The sequence below is a fragment of the Candidatus Omnitrophota bacterium genome (assembly GCA_018894435.1).
Classification (GTDB): Bacteria; Omnitrophota; Gorgyraeia; order JAHIPI01; family JAHIPI01; genus JAHIPI01.
Genome location: JAHIPI010000002.1, coordinates 1 through 21,227 on the forward strand (window position 1 = coordinate 1; position 21,227 = coordinate 21,227).

Consider the following 21,227-nt stretch of genomic DNA (forward strand, 5'->3'; position numbering starts at 1 on the left):
AAAATTAACCGACGCCTATTTGGAAAATTTGTTGAGTGAGGAACTATATAAACTGAAAAACGAGAACCTAAGACAAGAGGAAGAAGAACTGAAGAAACTCATTGCCTTACAAGAGGTTAGAGAGATTGAGAGGGAGCGTTCAAAGGACTATCTTAACCGGGTAGAGGAGTTTCTGGAAGGCTATGATCCAAACAAGAAAGAGGTGGATTTAGAGACTAAAAAACTTATATTAAATCTGCTTTTTAAAAACATCAAAATCGCCCACAAAAAGATTTTTTCTTTTGAATTTTTTGCCCCCTTTAATTTTTTATTTTTTGAGGAAAAACAAAAATGCCAAACCAAGAATCTAAAAAGAGTTACGAATTTTTTGCCCCCAAAGTCTTTATCCGGACTTTCGGCTGCCAGATGAACGAGAGGGATTCCGAGATCATTTACGGCCTTATGATGGACAGGGGCTGGAAGAAGGCGGAATCGGCGGATGAGGCGGACTGCGTACTTATTAATACGTGCTCGGTGAGGCATCACGCGGAGCAACGCGCATACAGCAATATGGGCATGCTCGCGAAACTCAAGAGGAGAAAACCGCATCTTGTGCTAGGATTTGTGGGGTGTACCGCCGAGAAAGATAAAGAGATAGTATTTAAACGCCTGCCGCACGTAGATCTGGTGGTCGGTCCGTCCAGCATTTACGAAATTCCGGATTGTATCGAAGAGGCGCTTGGGGGGCGAAAAAAAGCCCTTCGGATCGGAAGAAAAGTAAGGCCGGAACATGATAACCCGGTATATCATGAAGATAGTAACAGAGCTTATATTTCTATAAGCGAAGGATGCGACAATTTCTGTTCTTACTGCATAGTGCCTTATGTCAGGGGCAGGCAGCGCAGCAGGCCTGCCGATGCGATAATAAATGAGATCCGCCTCGCCGCCAAAACGGGCATATCGGAGATCACTCTTCTGGGCCAGAATGTAAATTCGTATGCCAAGGACATTGAAGCGGGCTATAATTTTACGGATTTACTTAAAGATGTGGCAAAGATAGACGGCGTAAAAAGGATAAGATTCGTTACCTGCCATCCAAAGGACACAAAAGAAGAGCTTTTTCGCGCCATGCGCGATATGCCTAAGGTGCACAGGCATATCCATCTGCCGCTTCAGTCGGGATCGGCCGCAATATTAAAGGCGATGAAAAGAGGCTATACGTCGGAGCATTATTTGGATCTGGTCGAAAAACTACGCAAATATATGCCGGATTGCAACCTCACCACCGATATAATCGTCGGGTTTCCCGGAGAGAGCGACAAGGACTTCAAAGATACGTTGAATATAATGAAGAAGATAAAATTTGACAGCGCTTATATATTTAAATATTCCCCTCGGCCGCCCGCAGAATCGTGTGAATTAGAAGACGATGTTACGGAGGACGTAAAAAAGAAGCGCCACGCCGTTCTTCTGGACGAGCAGAAAATCATTTCAAAAATGAAGAGCGGGGAGCGGGAAAGCCACCCCTTACCGATGGCGTAGTTTACATAATGAGGGTCTGACCCCAAAGGCAACTTGAAGAAAATGGCAGCTTGTGATAAAATAATGGATATGAAAAGGATAATCATATTTTTATTAGCGCTTATACTGATAGTGCCGGCATATGCCGTACCCGCATACGCGGGGACTAGTGTATTTGACAGAGGCCCTGCCGAAGAAAAGGCGAGCAGCCGAACCAGCGCGCCCAACATTGAAGAGGCCTTTGTAAAAGGCGATTATAACGAGGTCGTGAGAATGGCGAGCTCATATCTTAACTACCGCCCCAAAAATGACGAAAAGATACAATGTCTTATGGGCAGGGCGCTTCTCAAATTGAACAGGCTTGATGAGGGGCGCAGCCGCTTTTTTAAAGTGGCCGAAGAGACGAAAGACAAAAAATTTCAGGCGGAAGCGACCATCGGTATAGCCGATTCATATTATCTTGACGAGGAATACAGGCAGGCGAGAGACTATTACGAAAAAGTGGCAAGATTGTATCCCGATCTTGATAACATGAACATAGTGTATTATGCACTCGGCAAGTGTTATTCAAAGCTGGACAATGCCGCGACAGCAAAAGAATATTATGACAAACTCATGCGGCTTTATCCCAATAGCCTTGAAGCAAAGCTTCTTAAAGGAGAAGGTACCGATTCTGTGACTTACTGTGTGCAGGTGGGTTCGTTTAATAAACTCGAAAATGCGGAAAGGTTGCGCGCTGAACTTAAATCCAAGGGCTTTGACGCGTTTATTCAGACCGTGACGGTGGAAGGAACTTATTTTTACCGGGTAAGAGTGGGCAAATATTCGCGGATCGGAGATGTCGAAGATGTGGCGCGAAACCTGCGAAATAAGGGTTACACAACGAAGGTGTGCCCGTAATGGTTAATTTTTACATAGCGGCATTTTTGGCCGATTTCGCGGTAGGAGCGGCACTTCTGGCGTTGCCGCTCTTTCTTATTTACAGGTTTGCCGCCTCTTCGCTTTTACTGGGAATATTGGGCGCTGTCGGGGCGCTGGTTTATTCATCGGGAGTCGTGATAATCGGCAGGATGTCCGATAGATTTAACCGCAAAAAGATAATTCTCTTCGGCTGCGGCCTCTTCGTGCTTGTCTATTCAACCGTCCCCTTTTTAAAAACGACAAACCAGATACTTATAGCTTATGCCTTCGGAAGTTTATCCATGGCGGCATTTTGGCCAATACTGCAGTCATGGCTTTCTCAAGGACTAGGTAAGCGCGACCTCATGAGATCGCTTACCATTTTTAATATTTCGTGGAGCGCCGGCCTTATGCTGGGTTTTTTATCCGCCGGTTTTTTGTTTGCGCTTGGCCAAAAGATACCCTTTTTAATCGGTGTTATTTCTATTCTAGCTGCCACGGTCTTTCTCTATAGGCAGCCGCTTACGCCCGCGATAAAAAAAGACGCCGGCGGAAATATAGCTGTGGAAATATGGGCGGACAAACCGGCAAATTATACGCCTTTTGTGTACGCGGCCTGGATCGCCAATTTTGTAAGCTGGTTTAATCTAGGAGTTATGCGCAACCTTTTTCCGAAGCTGGGTACGGAGCTGGGGTTTTCTACTGCCATTGTCGGGACTCTTATTTTTATCATAACATTTGCCCAGACAGCCATGTTTTTCATTCTCGGCAAAACTCACAGATGGCATTATAGGCTGGGGCCGATGATCCTTTTTCAATTTTTCGCGTTTCTGTCTTTGTGGGTATTTGCTTTTTCATCCCGCACCGTTTACTTCGCGATTGCGGCGGTGTTTTTGGGGTTATCAGCGGGTGTAACTTACTTTTCAAGCATCTTTTACAGCCTGCACGGTTCAAAGGATAAAGGCAAAAAGAGCGGCCTTCACGAGGCAGTAATCGGTACAGGCGCTTTATTTGGGCCGCTTGCCGGAGGATTTTTCGCGGCCGAATTCGGCATACGCGCGCCGTACATCGTCGCAGCGGTTGTGCTGGCAGCTGCAATGTTGGTAGAGGTAACAATAGTACGCAAACAGCCGTTGAAACACTAATCTGGCAATTCTAACCTGGTTAGATTTGCCAGGTTAGAATGAACATGTCCCGCGCCAAGGCCAAAAATGAGCAAAAAACCAAAAATAATATTCATATTAGGGCCGACGGGGGTAGGGAAGAGCGAATTTGCCGTAAAACTTGCCAAAAAAATAAAAGGCGAGATCATCTCCTCGGACTCCATGCAGGTATATAAAAACATGGGGATATTGAGCCAGTATCCGTCTTTAAAGTTGCGAAGACAGGTTCCGCATCACCTCGTAGGTGTTTTGAGCCCTTCGAAAGAATGGAGCGCCGCAGATTTTGTGGCAACGGCCAAGAAGATCGCAGGCGACATAATACGCCGAAGAAGAACGCCCGTAATAGCGGGCGGAACAGGCTTGTACGCAAGGGCCTTTATAGAGGGGCTCTTTATAGCTCCGCCGAAAAACGAGGCCTTGCGCAGAAAATTATACAAAGAAGCGGAAGATAAGGGTAACGCGAAACTTTACGCGAAATTGAAAAAGATAGACCCGCTTTACGCGTCAAAGATACACCCGAACGACACGCGCAGAGTAGTGAGGGCCCTTGAAGTATATAAGCTGACCGGCAAGCCGTTTTCCGCTCATCACAAAGAGACCAAGGGACTTAAAGATAACTATGCGATATCGATCTTTATATTGAATAGAAACCGCGAAAAATTATACGACAGAATAAACAAGCGCGTAGATAAGATGTTTCGCTGCGGCGTAACGAAAGAAGTCAAAAGGTTGCGGCGATTCAGGCTCAGCAAAACGGCGAAGGCGGTTTTAGGATTCAGCGAAATAAGCGCTTATCTTAAAGGCGAAGCCACGCTCGAGGAAACAAAAGAACTTCTCAAAATGAATACGCGGCGTTACGCAAAGCGGCAATTAACATGGTTCAGGAGAGAAAAGGGCGCTTTATGGAAAAAGCTGTAATAGTTACAGTAAGGCATGAAAAAGAAGACAGTAAGTGGAGTATTGAGGACCTTTCCGCCGAACTTCGCGAGCTTGTCGTCTCGAGCGGTGTCCGCATAGCCGGCGAAGCGCTTGCCAGGTGCTCCGAATTTTCACCCAAGTATCTCGTCGGAAAAGGCAAGGTGGAAGAGATACTCCAACTGGCGCAGGCCGAAAATGCGAATGTTGTAATATTTAATCATGACCTGAGCGGCACCCAGCAGCGAAATCTTGAGGACGTATTTGAAATAAAGACGATAGACAGGACTCAGCTCATTCTTGATATATTTGCCCAAAGGGCTCATTCAAAAGAGGGCAAGCTTCAGGTAGAGTTGGCGCAGCTTGTATACCTGATGCCCCGCCTTGTCGGCGAAGGCGTAATGCTTTCAAGGCTCGGGGGCGGCATAGGGACGAGAGGCCCGGGCGAACAAAAACTTGAGATGGAGAGGCGAAACATACGCGATAGTATAGCCCAGCTCAAAAAAGACCTGGATGACATTACGGCGCAAAGAGATGCGCGCAGAAAAAATAGAGAACGTTTTTTAGCATCAAGCATAGCCATGGTTGGCTATACAAATGCCGGCAAATCGACTCTGTTCAATGCTCTTACTGAAGCCGGTGTCGCAGTAAAAGACAAATTATTCAGCACGCTTGACCCTACCATCAGAAGGTACGTCCTTCCGGACAATCAAAGAGTGCTTCTTTCGGACACCGTCGGGTTTATACACAACCTTCCGCACCACTTGGTGGAATCGTTCAAAGCCACCCTGGAAGAGACTGTCCATGCCGATATACTGCTTCATGTTATAGACGCGAGCCACCCTAAGATACAAGAGTGCGTGCGGGCAGTGAAGGGCGTTCTGGAAGACCTGGAAATAGGGGACAAGCCCGTCATAAACGTCTTGAACAAAAAAGATAAGATAACCGATAATATTATTTTATCCAGCATTGAAAAGCAATTCGAACATCCTGTCCTAATATCTGCCCTTAAGCATGATGGCATAGATGGCCTGATAGGAAGGATAGAGCGGGAAATATCGCAGTTGACCACTGAAATAAAGATAACGCTGTCGCATGCCGAGATGAAGAAATACAGCATGATACGGGAGCACGGCAAGGTGCTTAAAGAGGAGTTCAGGGATGACGCCATATATATTGAGGCAAAAATCCCTAAAAGGCTAGTTCCGCTGGTTTCGCCTGAAAAAAGGGCCAAAATAACTTGACAAAAGACAATAGAGTGCTAAAATACCAGATTAGCACTCTATTTATCCGAGTGCTAATCCTGAAAATAGGGACCGGCCATGCATAGCGCAAAAAGATTGAATAACAGGCAGGAAGATGTCTTAAGAATAGTGGTGAATTCTCATGTGCAGTCGGCCCTTCCGGTAGGTTCTGCCAAAGTAGCCGAGATGCTGGGGCTTTCAAGCGCGACTATCCGCAATGTAATGGTTGAGCTCGAAGAGATGGGATATATTGCGCATCCACATACATCAGCAGGCAGGATGCCTACGGACGAAGGCTACAGGTATTATATAGATTCGCTGATGCAAATAAGGGAACTTAGTGGCAACATAATAGATAGTATAGTAGAAAAGTATCGCCGCGATATATATTCAACGGAAGATGTTATGGAGAGGACATCCGGACTTATATCGGACCTCACCAGGTATGTCGGCATAACCGTGGAGCTCTGCTCAGAAAGGGTATACTTTGACGGAGCGAGCCATATTCTCGAACAGCCCGAATTCAGGGATTTCAAGAAACTTCAAAACATATTTAGGTGCCTGGAAGATAAGATCAGCATGCTCCATTTTTTATGCGATGATGTCGAAGACGGCAGACTAGCAATTTCTATTGGCAAGGAGAACAAGCTGAGTAATTTCAAAGATTGCACCGTAGTAAGTAGGGGATATAAAAGAAGAGGGAAAGCATCGGGCAGGCTGGGTGTTATAGGGCCGAAAAGGATGGTCTATGAAAAAGTCGTGCCGATGGTAGGATTTTTGGCCGATATGGTATCCAGGGTGATCGACGAAATAGATGATTAAGGGAGTCAAGGGATGAAAGACAAAGAGAACCAGGGCGAAAAGGATGAAGCGCTGAACATCTCTAAGGCGGAATACGAGTCGCTTAAAGAGCGGGCGGAAGAAAAAGAGGCCTTTTACGACAAATATTTGCGCGCAAGCGCAGAATTGGAAAATACCAAGAAGCGCCTCGAAAAAGATAAGGCAGATTCAATAAAATATGCCAATACTGCCTTTATGCTGGAGTTTCTTCCTATATTGGATAATCTGGAGATAGCGGAAAGGCATATAAAAGAGGCAAAGGATTTCAAGGCAGTGCAGGAAGGCGTGGATATGATCCAGGTTCAGATACAGCGCTTTCTGAAGGATATAGGCGTAGAAAAGATAAAAGCAGTCGGGGAAAAATTTGACCCTCATCAGCATGAAGTAGTGGAGGTGGACGAAACCGGCGAGGGGAATGATGATGTAATAGTGGAAGAACTGAAGCCGGGTTACAGATTGAATGGTGTACTTTTGAGGCCGGCACTGGTAAAGATTGCTAAAAAGAAAGGATAAGACTATGGCTAAGATAATAGGAATAGACTTAGGCACATCAAATTCCGCGGCAGCGTATATGGAGGGCGGCAAGCCTGTTATTATTCCCTCTGCCGAGGGCGCGGGTGTTGCTTCCGGTAAGGCATTTCCGTCATATGTCGCGTTTACGAAAGACGGACAGCGTTTAGTGGGCGAGCCGGCGCGCCGGCAGGCGGCTATAAATGCCGAGGGAACCATTCAGGCAGCCAAGCGGAAGATGGGCACCGATTTCAAGTTTAAAGTCTATGGCAAGGAATATACGCCGCAGCAGATATCGGCCTTCATCCTGCAAAAGATAAAACAGGACGCGGAGGCATATCTCGGAGATAAAATCGAGGAAGTAGTCATAACATGCCCTGCGTATTTTGACGACAATCAAAGGACGGCTACGAAAGACGCGGGCGAGATCGCGGGTTTGAAAGTTTTAAGAATAATCAACGAGCCGACAGCCGCTTGTCTTGCCTATGGCCTTGAGAAGGCTCAAAAAGCGCAGAAGATCATGGTCTTCGATCTGGGCGGCGGGACATTGGATGTCACTATAATGGAAATGGACCAGGGCGTATTTCATGTGCAATCGACATCGGGCGACACTCAATTAGGCGGCACGGATATGGATAAGGTCCTGCTTGAATATATTGCCGGACAATTTAAGCGCGAAACCGGCATAGACATCACGAATGATAAGATGGCCGTCCAGAGACTGCGCGAAGGCGCTGAAAAGGCGAAGGTGGAATTGTCATCGACGCTTACTACCGATATTAATCTGCCGTTTATTACGGCCGATTCGACCGGCCCCAAACATCTGACCATGGCGATCACCCGGGCGAAATTGGAAGACCTGATTTTACCTATAATAGAGCGATGCAAGCATCCTATGGAGCAGGCGATTTCCGACGCGAAATTATCGCCTAAGGACATAGACCGTATTATCATGGTGGGCGGCCCGACGAGGATGCCTATCATCCAAAAATTTGTTGAAGATTATATAGGTAAAAAGATCGAACGCGGTGTCGACCCAATGGAGTGCGTGGCGCTTGGCGCGGCTATTCAGGCGGCGATCATTAAAGGCGATGTGAAGGATGTGCTTCTTTTGGATGTCACGCCGCTTTCTTTGGGCATAGAGACTTTGGGCGGGGTAAACACTAAATTGATAGAAAGAAACGCCTCTATCCCCACACAAAAAAGCCAGATCTTTTCCACCGCAGCGGACAATCAGACCGCGGTTACGATTAGAGTTTTACAGGGCGAGCGGCAGATGGCGGACGGCAACGTGGAATTAGGCAGATTCGATCTTGTCGGGATACCTAGCGCGCCTCGCGGCGTGCCGCAGATCGAAGTAAAATTTGATATAGATAGAGATGGCATAGTCCACGTATCGGCAAAGGACCTGGGTACCGGTAAAGAGCAGTCAATACGCATCACGGCGCCGAAGAAACTTTCCAAGGAAGAGATAGATAAGATGGTCAAGAACGCGGAACAGTTTGCCGCCGAAGACGCGAAGAGAAAAGAAGAAGTTGAGATAATAAACCAGGCAGACACTCTGACGTACAGTACTGAAAAGTCCCTTAAAGATTACGGCGACAAAGTAAGCCCAGAGGAGCGCGCTGATATAGAAGCGAAACTAAATGACCTTAAGAGCGCGGTAAAAGATAAAAATATTTCAAGGATAAAGACCTCCATGGAGGATCTGACCAAGGCGTCCCATAAACTTGCCGAGGAGATATATAAACAGGCGTCTGCCAAACAGAAAGAGCAGGGCGGGCCCGAGCAGGCCTCCGGCGCCGGCAGTTCGCAAAAGCAGGCGGAAGACGGCCCGGCGGGAGCCGAAGGCGGCCCGGCATCCGGCGGGAAAAAGAAAGATGATGACATCATCGACGCGGAATACAAAGAAGAATAACCAACAACCATTGCAGCTGGACCAATAACGTAGAAAAATTATGCCAAGCACCAAACGCGATTATTACGAAATATTGGGCGCAAAAAAGAGCGCCACACTTGATGAGATAAAGAAGGCATATCGCCAGCTGGCCATGAGCCATCATCCCGATCGAGTTCCTTCTGACGAGAAGAAGGCAGCCGAAGAAAAGTTTAAGGAGATCTCAGAGGCGTATGCCGTATTGTCGGATGCCCAAAAGAGGGCCCTATATGATCAGCACGGACACGCCGGCATAGACCAAAAATACGCTTATGAGGATATCTTCAGGGGCGCCGACTTTAACAGCGTATTTCAGGATTTAGGCAACGCCGGTTTCAGCGGCAGTATCTTTGAAGATATTTTCAGCGATTTGGGGTTTAATATATCCGGGGGAAGAAGCAGCCGCGGCCAAAGAGTGCGCAGAGGGCGTGATTTGGAAATCACCGTCGAGATAACTCTTGAAGAAGCGGCTTCGGGTACGGAGAAGACCATAACCGTACCGCGATATGATGTCTGCCCCGCCTGCTCCGGTACCGGAGTGAAATCGGGCACAAAAAAGACCGCCTGTTCCCAATGCAGGGGATCAGGTCAGGTGGTGACATCAAACGGCTTCTTTCAGCTAAGACAGACGTGTCCTCGATGCCGCGGCGAAGGAAACGTTATACAGACGCCTTGCCCCGGTTGCCGCGGAGAAGGCAGGGTCAAGCAGGTCCATAAAATAAAAGTCAAGATACCTCCCGGAGTTGATACCGGCTCGCATTTGAGAGTCAGGGGCGAGGGAGAAGAAGGCGCTGCGGGTAGGGGCGATCTATACGTTATTATAGAGATGCGCCAGCATCCGGTTTTCGAAAGGCACCATACCGATCTATTTATGGAGATAACAATAAACTTGCCTAAAGCGATATTGGGAGGGGAAACAGAGGTGCCTACGCTTGACGGCCACGTAATGATGAAGATACCGCCCGGCACGCAAAGCGGCAAAATATTCAGGATTAAAGATAAGGGTATTCCGGATGTCCACACAAAGCGTTCGGGAGATGAATTGGTGAGAGTCAATATTGAAATTCCCAAACGCCTTACGTCCGAACAGCGAAGGCTGATAGAGGAATTCGCGAAGATATCAGGAAAATAGCATGCCGACATATGAATACGAATGCAAAAAATGCGGGCATCGTTTTGAGATATTTCAACAGATGTCCGATAAGCCTCTTAAAAAATGCCCCGAATGTTCGTCCGCTGTCAAAAGATTGATGGGAACGGGCGGCGGCATCATATTTAAGGGCTCCGGGTTTTACGCGAACGATTACAAATCCAAAAAAGATAATGCCGCGCCCAAATCGTGCCCCAATGCCACCAAAGACAGTCCATCCTGCGGCTCGTGCGGGGCAAATAGTGGCGGCGGCAAATAATGGCAAACCAAAAAAAGTATTTTTTAAAATTTTGGTTTCCTGTTATAATATACGCTGTCTTGATTTTCTGGGGTTCCTCGCTGGAGAGCCCTTTTGAGGTAGGCTTTGAAATATACGGTCTCGATAAGATACTTCATGCGCTGGAATATGCCGTGCTGGGGATTCTTTTGGCAAGGGCTCTTGGCGCCTCCATGCCGGATATTTCATACGGCAGGCTGATATTTATAACTTTTATCATTGGTACTTTTTACGGGCTGACCGACGAATTTCATCAGCAGTTTACTCCGGAAAGGACGGCAAGCCTTTTGGACTTAACGGCCGATGCTATAGGCAGTTTCTTAGGCGCTTTGGCATTTATATCATTCAGAAAAAGGTATAAGGCAATAATAAATGGCTAAGATCTCACCTTTTAGGGGCGTATTATATAACAAAGAAAAGATAAAACACTTTGAAACGGTGATATCCCCTCCCTATGATGTTATATCCTCTTCGATGCGCGATGAGCTTTACAAGGCAGATCAGTACAATATCGTCAGGATCATATTGGGAAAAGAGCTTACCACCGACAATAAATCATATAATAAATATACACGCGCCGCTAATTTTATCGATCAATGGCTCGAGATCGGCGCGCTCAAAAAAGATAAGTCGCCCGCCATATATGTATGTGAGCAAAAGTATCTTCATAAGGGAAAACCCAAAAGCCGCATTGGTTTTATTTCGCTTATGAGGATAGAAGACCCTAAAACAAGCCTCGTCCTTCCGCACGAATATACGTTCTCCAAGCCGAAAGAAGACAGACTTAATCTTATCCGCGCCGTAAAGGCCAATACGGAGCCCATCTTTTGCATATTTGAAGATGACGCCAATGTCGTTACCAATACCTTAAGGGCATATTGCAAAAAGCACGCGCCTATCATAACCGTCCAATTCGAAGGAATAGAGAATAGGGTTTGGACCCTTGCGCAAAGCGCAATAATAAAAAAGATAGAGCATAGGCTGGACAAGAAACAGGTCTTCATAGCCGATGGCCACCACAGATACGAAGTTTCGCTGGCATTTAGGGATGAGATGCGCCGCAAGCTTGGGCCAAAAAGAGCGAAAGAATTTGAAAACATCATGGTCTATTTTTCCAGCCTGACCGATGATAATCTTACGATTTTTTCCACATATCGCGTAGTAAAGAGCCTGGGCAATATAAAATGGAGAGAGGCAGAATCGAAGTTGAAGAGGTATTTTTATATAGAAAATGTAAATACTAAAGACGAGATGTTCAATGCCCTTGAAACGGCCGGTTCCGATTACGCGTTCGGTGTTTTCTTTAAGGACGGCAGATTCCGCGTGTTGAAGCTGAAAGACGAATCCATGCTGAATGAGGTAATAAAGGAGAGGAAATCCCGCGAATGGAGGCGCCTCAACGTGACCGTTCTCCATTTTCTGGTGTTTGCCCATATATTTCATATCGAAAAATTTTCATCTAACGATGAGAATATAACGTACACCAGAGACGAGGATTATGCTATACAGCAGGTCGCGAAAGGCGAATGCGAAATAGCTTTCTTCCAGCTGCCGACAAAGATGTCCGAGGTCCGAGATATAGCCAAAAAAGGTGACAGGATGCCGCATAAATCTACGTACTTTTATCCGAAGCCTTTAAGCGGGCTTGTAATGAATAGATTTTAGCGAAATAGCCATGGAAGCCGTAATCTGGCAATTCTAACCTGGTTAGATTTGTCAGGTTACGAGGAACGTGTCCCGCGTCAAGGCAACTATGCATTTAGATTCTATCAAAGAAGCGTTAAGGAACGGCGAGGTCAAGAAGGTGGCGGAACTGACCGGCGCCGCCATAAGCGCAAATATTCCGATCAGGGACATCCTTGATACGCTTATAAAAGGGATGGACGAGATAGGAAAGAGATTCAAAAATAACGAAATATTTATCCCCGAAGTCCTTATTTCTGCCAAGGCCATGCACGCGGGGCTCAACATGCTTGAACCGCACTTTTCGAAAAGCGGCATAAAGCCGGTGGGGAAGATAGGCATAGGGACGGTAAAAGGCGATCTTCACGATATAGGGAAAAATCTCGTGGCTATGATGTTCAGGGGCGCGGGGTTTGAAGTGCTGGATCTGGGCATAGATGTTCCGGCGGAAAAATTCATTGATACGGCAAAGAATAAAGACGTCAACATAATAGCGATGTCGTCACTATTGACAACCTCTATGGGCTCAATGAAAGCTGTGATCAGCGAGCTTAAAAAAGAGGGTCTTATGGGCAAAGTAAAGACAATGGTAGGAGGGGCCCCTGTGACGGAAGATTTTGCCGGATCTATAGGGGCTGACGGCTACGCAAAGGACGCTTCTTCCGCCGTTGACAAGGCAAGAGAACTTATCGGTTTACGCGCCCGAGACGAATAAGGTATAATGGAGACAATATGGCATTATTCGGAAAGCCCAGATATACGATTGTAAAAGTAGCCAAGAAGAGGCAGGATATTCCCGAGGGGCTGTGGACTAAGTGCGGTGAATGCGGAGAGATAGCATACAACAAGAAACTTGAGGAGAACCTTAAGGTATGCCCCAAATGCAATTATCATTTCAAAGTAGGCGCCTACGAAAGAATAGATATGCTGCTCGACAAGAATACCTTCAAGGAGATCGACAAGAATATCCAGTCGAAAGACCCGCTCAATTTCAAAGGCCCAAAAAAATATAAAGATAAGCTGGAACATGATAAAAAAGCGACGGGGCTGAAAGATGCGGTTGTTTGCGGCGAAGGTAAGATAGAGGAAAAGAAACTCGTCCTGGCGGTTACTGATTCCCGATTCATAATGGGTAGTATGGGTTCCGTAGTCGGCGAAAAGATAACGAGGGCCATAGAGAAAGCGACGCGCGAAAAACTTCCCGTAGTCATATGTTCCGGATCCGGAGGGGGCGCAAGGATGTATGAGGGCATGTTTTCCCTTATGCAGATGGTAAAGACAAGCGCTGCGGTAAGCAAGCATAATAAAGCCGGACTCCTATTCATTTCATTACTTACAAATCCCACTATGGCGGGCGTAATGGCGAGCTTTGCGTCCTTGGGCGATGTGATAATGGCAGAGCCGAAGGCTCTTATAGGATTTACCGGCCCAAGGGTAATAGAGCAGACCATAAGGCAGAGATTGCCCCACGGTTTTCAGCAATCAGAATTTATGCTTGAGCACGGTTTGATAGATATGGTTGTGCATCGCAAAGACCTGAGAAGCACCATATCAGGTCTTATGGATTATTTATCTTGAAAATGATGCCGGTATAATTTATAATATGTACAAAAAGCTATCAGTCATCAGCTATCAGCCATCAGCAGCTGAAAGCTGAAAGCTGAAAGCTGAAAGCTGAAAAATGTCACAAGTAAGCCTAAAAAATGTCACAAAGATATACGGTGAAGACGTAGAAGCGGTAAGAAAGATCTCTTTGGGTGTAGAAAGCAAGGAATTTCTCGTACTTGTAGGCCCTTCCGGATGCGGTAAGTCGACTGTTTTAAGGATGATAGCGGGCCTGGAAGACGTTACGAAAGGCGATATATATATAGGCGACAAGCTGGTCAACGATGTCCCCGCCAAAGACAGGGACATAGCGATGGTATTTCAGAACTATGCGCTCTATCCGCACATGAACGTCTATAATAATATGGCGTTTGGCCTGAAATTGAGAAAGATCCCCGTAAGCGAGATAGACAACCGCGTGAAAGAAGCCGCGGCTATTTTGGGTATAGACAACCTTTTGAAGAGAAAACCCAAAGAATTATCAGGCGGCCAGAAGCAGCGCGTTGCCGTCGGGCGCGCGATAGTGAGAAAACCCCTCGTATTTCTTTTTGACGAACCGCTTTCCAATCTGGACGCAAAATTTCGGGTGCAGATGAGGACCGAAATACATAAATTGCACAACCGCCTTAAGACCACAATGATATATGTTACGCATGACCAGGTAGAAGCGATGACATTGGGCGACAGGGTGGCGGTGATGAGAGACGGCATAATACATCAATGCGATAAGCCCATGAGTATATATGACACTCCGGTGGACAAATTTGTTGCCGGTTTTATAGGAAGCCCGCCTATGAATTTTGTCAATGGCACAATAAATAAAAAGAACGGGCGGCTGTTTTTTGACGAAGGCAATTTTCAAGTTGGCATAGTGGACCAGATGCGAGATGTCCTTTCGCCTTATGCGGGGAAAGACATAATATTCGGCATAAGGCCCGAAGATATATACGACAAGCTGTTTGTAACCAAGGCCCAGCCGGAGGATACCGTAAGCGTTGTAGTAGATGTCGTAGAGACGATGGGATCGGAAGTTTATCTTTATATCAATACACAAAAGCACTCCTTTATCGCAAGAGTAGGCAGTCGAAGCACTCCGGAGATGGGCAAGAAGCTGGATGTAGTCTTCGATATGACTAAAGTGCATTTCTTTGACAAAGATACCGAAAAAACGATTGTATAATTAAATCATTCTATTATTATAATGAAACGATATATCATAGGGGTGGATATCGGCGGTACGAACACCAAAGTCGCGCTTCTTGATTTCGGCGGGCACATCCTTCACAAAAAAGATTTTCTCACCAAAAGTTACGGGAGCGACAGATTACTGGACGGAGTCGCGAAAGAATCTTCAGTTATCCTAAAAGATAAAAGCATAAAAAAGACCGAACTTTTGGGGCTGGGAATCGGATTACCAGGCTTGGTAGATTTCAAAAGAGGCCTGGTTTTTTCTTTGACAAATATACCCCGCTGGAAAGATGTTAAGCTGAAAAGCATACTGGAGAGGAAGCTCCGCATTCCGGTTTTTGTGGATAATGATGTCAAGGTCATGGCGCTGGCGGAGATGAAATACGGCGCCGGCAAAGGATATAAAGACGCGGTATGCCTTACGCTCGGTACGGGCGTAGGGGGCGCCGTAATAATAAACGGCAGTTTATACAGGGGCGCGTCTCTGGTCGCCGGGGAAATAGGGCACGTGCCGCTAAACGAAAATGGACCCGCTTGTAATTGCGGCAGTTTTGGCTGCCTTGAAGCATATGTCGGCAGGGAATATTTTCTTAATAACGTGCGCAAAAAACTGGAACGCTCACCGGACAGCCTCGCCATGAAGATGGCTGAAGGAAATTTATTTTCAGTGACTCCCGAGCTTCTTCAAAAAGCGGCTTTGAAAGGCGATAGTATTGCCAAAGCGGCGTGGCGGGAGATGGGCACTCATATAGGAAACGCGCTGGCGGGCACAGTCAATCTTCTGAATCCCGAGATCATAATAATAGGCGGAGGGATTGCGGGGGCCGGAAAGATATTGTTTGATTCCATAAGATCCGCTGTGGATAAGAAGAGCATGAAAATACAGGCGAAGGCCGTTAGAATAGTTAAAGCAAAACTTGGGAATGATGCCGGTGTAATAGGCGCCGCCGAGATTGTGAAAAGGAACCTTTAGCGTAATGTTTAAAAAGTGTTTATTTGCCCTCATAATTTTCATATCTATCCCCGCAGGGCTTTATGCCATAGAGCCGTCGACGCGACCCCTTTATGATAATGAAAAAACCGGCCAAAAGACCATCCAGGAACTCCAGAAGTCCATATCGAGCATACAGCCTACCGCCGAAGAAACGGCAAGCGAGGAGAGAGCCACTCCGATAGTCGTAAATGGAGACAAGGTCCAGTATGACTACGCAGAAAAGACTGTCAGCGGAACCGGAAATGTTTCCATAACCTACAAAGGCATAAAGCTTACCTGCGACAGCATTGTGATAAACGTAGATGAAAAAGAAGGTGTTGCCGAAGGCAACGTAACGCTTTACCAGGAAGGAAACACTTTTACATCCGATAAAGTTGTTTATAACTTTGCCACCCAAAAGGGCGAATTAATTAATGGCGCGATGAAAATGCCGCCGTGGTACGGAGAAGCGAAGCTTATACAAAAAACAGGAGATAAATTATATCAGCTTAACCGCAGCTACGTTACCACCTGCGACCTCGCAGAGCCGCATTACCGCATAGAAGCAAAGACCATAAAGGTCTACCTGGGAGAAAGGGTTACCATGTGGAATGCCTTCTTTTTGCTTGGCAACGTCCCCGTGATGTACATTCCGTATTATAACCACCCTCTCAAAGACAATATGCCTCAAATGGATATTGTCCCGGGTTATGATAAGGAATGGGGCGCTTACGCATTGACCTCCTGGAGGTATTTTTTCCATCCGGATTCCAAAGGGCATATCAACCTGGATTACAGGTCCAAAAGAGGCCTTGGGGAAGGCGCCGATTATAGCTATAAGCTGGACAAATTCGGAACCGGTTATGCGAGATTTTATTATACGCATGACCGCGAACCGCCGGATGCCGCCAAAAAAGACCGATGGCGCGCGCAATGGCGCCATCGCTGGCAAGTGGACCAAAACAGCTTAATGACTGCCGAGTACCACAAATTGAGCGACAAGGACCTGATAAAGGACTTTTTCTATAAGGAAGAATACGAGGTGGATGAAGAGCCGCCTACATACCTGTCATATGTAGGCGCCAAGGATAATTATTCTTTTGAAATTTTGGCGGATAAGAGAATTAACAGATTCTTCACAGTTACGGAAAAATTACCCGAAGCTAAGATGAAGATAGCGAAACTTAAATTGTTCAATTTTATGAATCTCTATTATCAGGACTCCTCCAGTGTCGCCAGGCTTAATAAGAACTTCGCGGATGACTTGCCCGGATCGGCGTCGAACAATGATTACCAAGCCACGAGAATCGACTCATATAATGAACTCTCTTATCCGTTCCGGGTTTTAGGGTTTTTAAACTTGAATCCTTTTGTGGGCATAAGGGAGACCTATTATTCGGAAAATCCGCTGGACGAAAAAAATATAGTAAGAAATATGTTTACTAGCGGGGCCGAATTATACGCAAGGTTTTATAAGATATACGATATGGAGACAAATTGGCTTGGCCTTGATATACACGACATAAGGCACCTCGTAATGCCATCGGCCAGGTATGAATATACAAATACGCCTAACTACGGTCCCGATGATTTGTACCAGTTTGACAGCATAGATGCCCTTTACGGAGAGAACGGCGTTAAGCTTATACTGGAGACCAAGCTTCAGACGAAAAGAAACGCGGATGGAGGCAACAAAAATACAGTGGACCTCGTGACGTTTATAGCCGACACTAAGTATATGATAAAGGATGATATTGGGAACGAAAATGAACTCATGGATATAAACTTTGATCTTGAAATAAGGCCTTATGACTGGATGTTTCTAAAGGCCGATGCGACTATAGATAAGAGTGAACACAGATTCAGTACTGTTAATGCGGATTTTTATTTTAATAAAGGAGAGGACATTGATTTTGGTTTGGGGTACCGCTATGAATGGGACGCGTTTTCGAATGAAGATAATACGCAAATCACGAGCCAGCTTACTTACAGGATAAACAAAGACTGGAAATTCCGCATATACGAACGGTATGAATTACATGATAAGAAGTTCCAGCAGCAGGAATATACGATATACAAAGACCTGCACTGCTGGACAGGGGAAGTTACCTGCCGCGTAAAAGATCAAAAGGATTATACTTTTTGGGTTGTTTTCAGGCTTAAGGCCTTCCCGGATATGCCGTTCCTGTTCCGTACGACCTACAAGGGCCCTGCGCCTGGCGAAGCTATGCAGCACTAAAAAATGGGGACAGCTACCGCTGCCCCCATTTTTTAATCTTTGAATATATAGCTATCCATCCGCTGGCGGCGAGGATGGAGATTAGGGGCATGATGGGGACCCTGAACCTTGAGCCGTTGCAGAGGCCCACGCCTACCACCGAGACGACGATAAAGTATATGATTGTAAGAAGTAGAAATACCTTCGGAAGATTGTTATATCGGGCAAAAAATAATCCTATTATTAATGCTATTATCCACGGATAGCCGAATATTTTTGAAGCGACTTTAAGGGGTATGTTTCTAAGATATTTCAGTGTTCCCGGCCTCGTCATAAAGTTTGTAAATGATTTAGTGGTATTTTTTATATAAAATAGAAGGGGCCCGGTTTCGGAACGCACCGCTTCACTTTGCCGCGTATATCTGTGCAGAAGGCCCATATCCCGCAGGTCTATATTGTCTATGGTAGTGAAATCCGCTCTCCCCACTTTAAAATAATTTCTACAATTCCATGCCCCTACTAATGCGTAGAAAATAAAAAGGAATATAAAGCCGTACCATAAGGCCCGTTTAGGCGCGCCGCGGAAAAACGCAAGTATTACTCCTATGGCAATGCAAATACCCAGATAGTAGCTTATCGGCCTTATATAAGTGGCCGCGGCAAGTATTACCGCCGATACCGCAAGCAAATGTATTTTTTGTCCTTTAAGGAATTTTAGGAAAAAATAAATAAATATAGCCATAAAGACGGCATAAAGCGATTCGCTTAAGAGCATTAAGCTCGATATGGTAACGGGTAGGTCAAAAAGGAATATGAATGCGGAAAGAAGCGCGATCTTAGTATCCAGCTCATAAGCCGCTTTATAGACTATGTATCCGGCGAAAGTAGTAAGGAGGATCTGGACGACTACTATACCATTGAACGGTATTTTTAGCGTTTGGTTTAAAAATCCTAGAAAAAGAGGGTAGCCCGGTGTCCTTCTCACCTCATATTTTACCCACCCGTATTTTTCGAAGGTGGCAAAAGTCCCTGTTTCAACCAAATTTACTCCGGGTTCGAGATAGGTAGGGGTATCCGGCATTGATATAAAAGACGGGACATTAGCTATGCCATAGCCTAATAAGGCTAGCTTTATGCCTAAGGATACTGTTATTACCAATATTAAGATCTTATTATCCCTATTAAGCGCTGAAAGCATGTTTTGCCTCTTTTAGGGTAGATTATATATTTTCCACTATACAAAAACAAGGAAAAAGTGTATAATAACCGCTTGTATGTTTGCTGATAAGAAGATCGTAGTCGTTATGCCCGCATATAATGCGGAAAGGACCTTGGATAAGACCTATAAGGAGATCCCTAAAGAGGTAGTTGATGAGGTCCTTTTGGTTGACGATAGGAGCTGTGATTCCACGGTTCTTAAGGCAAAAGAATTAGGTATAGCGACTTATATACACGATATCAATAAAGGCTACGGCGGTAATCAGAAGACCTGTTACAGAGAGGCGTTAAAAAGCGGGGCGGATATCGTCATTATGCTTCACCCCGATTATCAGTATCCGCCAAAATTGATACCGACCCTGGCGGGGCTATTGACATCGGGTATGTTTGACGTAGCGCTTGGTTCGCGCATATTGGGCGGGATGGCGCTAAAAGGCGGTATGCCGCTGTATAAATATATATCAAACCGCGCGTTGACATTTTTTGATAATTTAATAACCGGCCAGAAGCTTTCCGAATACCACACGGGCTACAGGGCGTTTACGAGAGAAATACTGCTCGATCTGCCGCTATTGGAAAATTCAGACGATTTTATTTTCGATAACGAAATGTTGATGCAGGCGGCATATTTCGGATACCGGATAGGCGAAGTCACTTGTCCGACGAATTATAACAAAGAGGCATCATCCATATCGTTTGGCCGCTCCGTCGTATACGGTATTGGAATATTACTGATCGGGGTGAAATTTATACTACAGAAGATGAAGCTCGCGAAGTTCAGCATATTTAATCCCCATGGAAAGAAGATAAAAATATGATAACGATGTTTAAACCCTATGTTTCCGAGAAAGTCGCGCCCGCTCTTACCGAGATACTTAAGACGAGTTGGATAGGGCAAGGGCCTCACGTTGATAAGGTGGAGGAGAAGTTTGAAAAGATGTTCGATACATTCGGCGCCCTGACTTTGAATTCATGCACTTCGGCCCTGCACCTTGCGCTTATTCTTTCCGATCTGGGAGAAGGCGACGAAGTGATAACAACCCCCATGACCTGCTCGGCGACGAATATGCCGATACTCTACGAAAAGGCCAGACCCGTTTTCGCGGATATACAAAAGTCATCGCTTAATATCGATCCTAAAGACATAAAAAAGAAACTTACCTCGAAGACAAAAGCCATTATGGTGGTGCATTGGGGCGGTGAGCCGTGCGATATGGACGAGATATTGGCTATAGCGAAAGAAGCGAAAGTCCCGGTCATAGAGGATGCCGCACATGCTTTGGGCGCAAAGTATAAGGCGAAATACATAGGGGCGGTAAGCGATTTTACGTGTTTCTCTTTTCAGGCGATAAAGCAGATCACAACGGTGGACGGCGGTATTTTGACCTGCAAAGACGATGCTCACTACAAGCGCGGAAAACTACTACGCTGGTACGGCATAGACAGGGACTTCAAGGGCGACATATACTGGAAATTTAAAGTGGAGGAAGCGGGGTTTAAGTACCATATGAATGACGTTACCGCTACGATGCTTTCCATACAGCTGGATGACCTTGAGAAGGTAAATTCGAGAAGGCGGGAGATAGTAAAACGTTATCGCGAGGCACTAAAAGATGTGAAAGGCCTGACATTGCTTGAAAAGAAGCCCGACAGAGAAAGCGGCAACTGGCTCTTTACAACTTTAGTGGAACGCCGCGACGATTTTACAAAAATGCTGAAAGCAAGCGACATAGAGACACATATGGTTCACGTAAGATGTGACGTCTATCCTATTTTCGGCGGCAAGCGATTAGATCTTCCGGCCATGAATGAAGTGGAGCCGAAATACGTATCAATACCCCTTCATCAGGGGCTTACCGACGATGATGTAGATAAAGTGGTAAAGACGATAAAGAAGGGCTGGTAGA

At 45.9% G+C, this 21,227-nt stretch carries 21 protein-coding genes; 20 read left to right on the forward strand and 1 reads right to left on the reverse strand.

Annotated elements, in window-relative coordinates:
• Positions 1–19: 19 nt before the first annotated feature.
• From KKI13_00045 to lptD, 18 genes are all read left to right on the forward strand, one after another.
• The gene (locus KKI13_00045; protein ID MBU4487445.1) at positions 20–409 is read left to right on the forward strand and encodes a hypothetical protein; all 390 of its coding nucleotides are present in this window, start codon (positions 20–22) and stop codon (positions 407–409) included.
• Entirely contained in the window at positions 331–1,521 is a 1,191-nt protein-coding gene (miaB, locus tag KKI13_00050) for a tRNA (N6-isopentenyl adenosine(37)-C2)-methylthiotransferase MiaB (protein ID MBU4487446.1), read from the forward strand. The genes KKI13_00045 and miaB overlap by 79 nt, the downstream gene beginning before the upstream one ends.
• 69 nt (positions 1,522–1,590) lie before the next feature.
• Positions 1,591–2,400: an SPOR domain-containing protein gene (locus tag KKI13_00055; GenBank protein MBU4487447.1), complete on the forward strand. Its 810-nt coding sequence runs from the start codon at positions 1,591–1,593 to the stop codon at positions 2,398–2,400.
• A complete protein-coding gene (locus KKI13_00060; protein MBU4487448.1) occupies positions 2,400–3,545 on the forward strand; it encodes an MFS transporter in 1,146 nt (381 codons plus the stop codon). The genes KKI13_00055 and KKI13_00060 overlap by 1 nt, the downstream gene beginning before the upstream one ends.
• Positions 3,546–3,611: 66 nt before the next feature.
• Complete coding sequence (gene miaA / locus KKI13_00065; protein MBU4487449.1) at positions 3,612–4,481, forward strand: tRNA (adenosine(37)-N6)-dimethylallyltransferase MiaA; 870 nt, start codon at positions 3,612–3,614, stop codon at positions 4,479–4,481.
• Positions 4,466–5,722, forward strand: a complete 1,257-nt coding sequence (gene hflX, locus KKI13_00070; GenBank protein MBU4487450.1) for a GTPase HflX — start codon at positions 4,466–4,468, stop codon at positions 5,720–5,722. Before miaA ends, hflX begins: the two co-directional genes overlap by 16 nt.
• A 78-nt stretch (positions 5,723–5,800) precedes the next feature.
• Entirely contained in the window at positions 5,801–6,544 is a 744-nt protein-coding gene (locus KKI13_00075) for a hypothetical protein (GenBank protein MBU4487451.1), read from the forward strand.
• 12 nt (positions 6,545–6,556) lie between these two features.
• Positions 6,557–7,075 (forward strand): nucleotide exchange factor GrpE, encoded by a 519-nt coding sequence (locus KKI13_00080; GenBank protein MBU4487452.1) that lies wholly within the window; start codon positions 6,557–6,559, stop codon positions 7,073–7,075.
• 4 nt (positions 7,076–7,079) lie between these two features.
• Entirely contained in the window at positions 7,080–8,990 is a 1,911-nt protein-coding gene (dnaK, locus tag KKI13_00085) for a molecular chaperone DnaK (GenBank protein MBU4487453.1), read from the forward strand.
• Positions 8,991–9,030: 40 nt separating this feature from the next.
• Positions 9,031–10,140: a molecular chaperone DnaJ gene (gene dnaJ, locus KKI13_00090; GenBank protein MBU4487454.1), complete on the forward strand. Its 1,110-nt coding sequence runs from the start codon at positions 9,031–9,033 to the stop codon at positions 10,138–10,140.
• A gap of 1 nt (position 10,141) precedes the next feature.
• The gene (locus KKI13_00095; GenBank protein MBU4487455.1) at positions 10,142–10,417 is read left to right on the forward strand and encodes a zinc ribbon domain-containing protein; all 276 of its coding nucleotides are present in this window, start codon (positions 10,142–10,144) and stop codon (positions 10,415–10,417) included.
• Positions 10,417–10,815, forward strand: coding sequence for a VanZ family protein (locus KKI13_00100; GenBank protein ID MBU4487456.1), 399 nt, complete (start codon positions 10,417–10,419; stop codon positions 10,813–10,815). Before KKI13_00095 ends, KKI13_00100 begins: the two co-directional genes overlap by 1 nt.
• Positions 10,808–12,100, forward strand: coding sequence for a DUF1015 domain-containing protein (locus KKI13_00105; protein ID MBU4487457.1), 1,293 nt, complete (start codon positions 10,808–10,810; stop codon positions 12,098–12,100). Before KKI13_00100 ends, KKI13_00105 begins: the two co-directional genes overlap by 8 nt.
• Positions 12,101–12,188: 88 nt before the next feature.
• A complete protein-coding gene (locus KKI13_00110; GenBank protein ID MBU4487458.1) occupies positions 12,189–12,833 on the forward strand; it encodes a corrinoid protein in 645 nt (214 codons plus the stop codon).
• A 17-nt stretch (positions 12,834–12,850) separates the two neighbouring features.
• Entirely contained in the window at positions 12,851–13,696 is an 846-nt protein-coding gene (gene accD / locus KKI13_00115; GenBank protein ID MBU4487459.1) for an acetyl-CoA carboxylase, carboxyltransferase subunit beta, read from the forward strand.
• 103 nt (positions 13,697–13,799) lie between these two features.
• Positions 13,800–14,903 carry a sn-glycerol-3-phosphate ABC transporter ATP-binding protein UgpC gene (ugpC, locus tag KKI13_00120; protein MBU4487460.1) on the forward strand — a complete coding sequence of 368 codons (1,104 nt, stop codon included), beginning with the start codon at positions 13,800–13,802 and terminating at the stop codon, positions 14,901–14,903.
• A 21-nt stretch (positions 14,904–14,924) separates the two neighbouring features.
• Positions 14,925–15,884 (forward strand): ROK family protein, encoded by a 960-nt coding sequence (locus KKI13_00125; protein ID MBU4487461.1) that lies wholly within the window; start codon positions 14,925–14,927, stop codon positions 15,882–15,884.
• Between the two features lie 4 nt (positions 15,885–15,888).
• Positions 15,889–18,123 carry an LPS assembly protein LptD gene (lptD, locus tag KKI13_00130; GenBank protein ID MBU4487462.1) on the forward strand — a complete coding sequence of 745 codons (2,235 nt, stop codon included), beginning with the start codon at positions 15,889–15,891 and terminating at the stop codon, positions 18,121–18,123.
• A gap of 13 nt (positions 18,124–18,136) precedes the next feature.
• Here lptD and KKI13_00135 read toward each other — a convergent pair whose 3' ends face one another.
• Entirely contained in the window at positions 18,137–19,300 is a 1,164-nt protein-coding gene (locus KKI13_00135) for a glycosyltransferase family 39 protein (GenBank protein MBU4487463.1), read from the reverse strand.
• Between the two features lie 76 nt (positions 19,301–19,376).
• On the opposite strand from KKI13_00135, the gene KKI13_00140 reads away from it, so the two are divergent.
• Together KKI13_00140 and KKI13_00145 are read left to right on the forward strand one after the other, a co-directional pair.
• A complete protein-coding gene (locus tag KKI13_00140) occupies positions 19,377–20,138 on the forward strand; it encodes a glycosyltransferase family 2 protein (protein MBU4487464.1) in 762 nt (253 codons plus the stop codon).
• Entirely contained in the window at positions 20,135–21,226 is a 1,092-nt protein-coding gene (locus KKI13_00145) for a DegT/DnrJ/EryC1/StrS family aminotransferase (GenBank protein ID MBU4487465.1), read from the forward strand. Before KKI13_00140 ends, KKI13_00145 begins: the two co-directional genes overlap by 4 nt.
• The last annotated feature ends 1 nt before the right edge of the window (position 21,227 follow it).

Excerpts from the sequence above, each read along its gene's own strand:
- KKI13_00140 (MBU4487464.1), top strand. The coding sequence starts at position 19,377 with ATGTTTGCTGATAAGAAGATCGTAGTCGTTATGCCCGCATATAATGCG.
- KKI13_00060 (MBU4487448.1), top strand. The coding sequence starts at position 2,400 with ATGGTTAATTTTTACATAGCGGCATTTTTGGCCGATTTCGCGGTAGGA.
- hflX (MBU4487450.1), top strand. The coding sequence starts at position 4,466 with ATGGAAAAAGCTGTAATAGTTACAGTAAGGCATGAAAAAGAAGACAGT.
- KKI13_00075 (MBU4487451.1), top strand. The coding sequence starts at position 5,801 with ATGCATAGCGCAAAAAGATTGAATAACAGGCAGGAAGATGTCTTAAGA.
- KKI13_00095 (MBU4487455.1), top strand. The coding sequence starts at position 10,142 with ATGCCGACATATGAATACGAATGCAAAAAATGCGGGCATCGTTTTGAG.
- ugpC (MBU4487460.1), top strand. The coding sequence starts at position 13,800 with ATGTCACAAGTAAGCCTAAAAAATGTCACAAAGATATACGGTGAAGAC.
- miaA (MBU4487449.1), top strand. The coding sequence starts at position 3,612 with ATGAGCAAAAAACCAAAAATAATATTCATATTAGGGCCGACGGGGGTA.
- KKI13_00135 (MBU4487463.1), bottom strand. The coding sequence starts at position 19,300 with ATGCTTTCAGCGCTTAATAGGGATAATAAGATCTTAATATTGGTAATA.
- KKI13_00105 (MBU4487457.1), top strand. The coding sequence starts at position 10,808 with ATGGCTAAGATCTCACCTTTTAGGGGCGTATTATATAACAAAGAAAAG.
- KKI13_00055 (MBU4487447.1), top strand. The coding sequence starts at position 1,591 with ATGAAAAGGATAATCATATTTTTATTAGCGCTTATACTGATAGTGCCG.
- dnaJ (MBU4487454.1), top strand. The coding sequence starts at position 9,031 with ATGCCAAGCACCAAACGCGATTATTACGAAATATTGGGCGCAAAAAAG.
- dnaK (MBU4487453.1), top strand. The coding sequence starts at position 7,080 with ATGGCTAAGATAATAGGAATAGACTTAGGCACATCAAATTCCGCGGCA.
- KKI13_00080 (MBU4487452.1), top strand. The coding sequence starts at position 6,557 with ATGAAAGACAAAGAGAACCAGGGCGAAAAGGATGAAGCGCTGAACATC.
- KKI13_00125 (MBU4487461.1), top strand. The coding sequence starts at position 14,925 with ATGAAACGATATATCATAGGGGTGGATATCGGCGGTACGAACACCAAA.
- KKI13_00100 (MBU4487456.1), top strand. The coding sequence starts at position 10,417 with ATGGCAAACCAAAAAAAGTATTTTTTAAAATTTTGGTTTCCTGTTATA.
- KKI13_00145 (MBU4487465.1), top strand. The coding sequence starts at position 20,135 with ATGATAACGATGTTTAAACCCTATGTTTCCGAGAAAGTCGCGCCCGCT.
- lptD (MBU4487462.1), top strand. The coding sequence starts at position 15,889 with ATGTTTAAAAAGTGTTTATTTGCCCTCATAATTTTCATATCTATCCCC.
- KKI13_00110 (MBU4487458.1), top strand. The coding sequence starts at position 12,189 with ATGCATTTAGATTCTATCAAAGAAGCGTTAAGGAACGGCGAGGTCAAG.
- accD (MBU4487459.1), top strand. The coding sequence starts at position 12,851 with ATGGCATTATTCGGAAAGCCCAGATATACGATTGTAAAAGTAGCCAAG.
- miaB (MBU4487446.1), top strand. The coding sequence starts at position 331 with ATGCCAAACCAAGAATCTAAAAAGAGTTACGAATTTTTTGCCCCCAAA.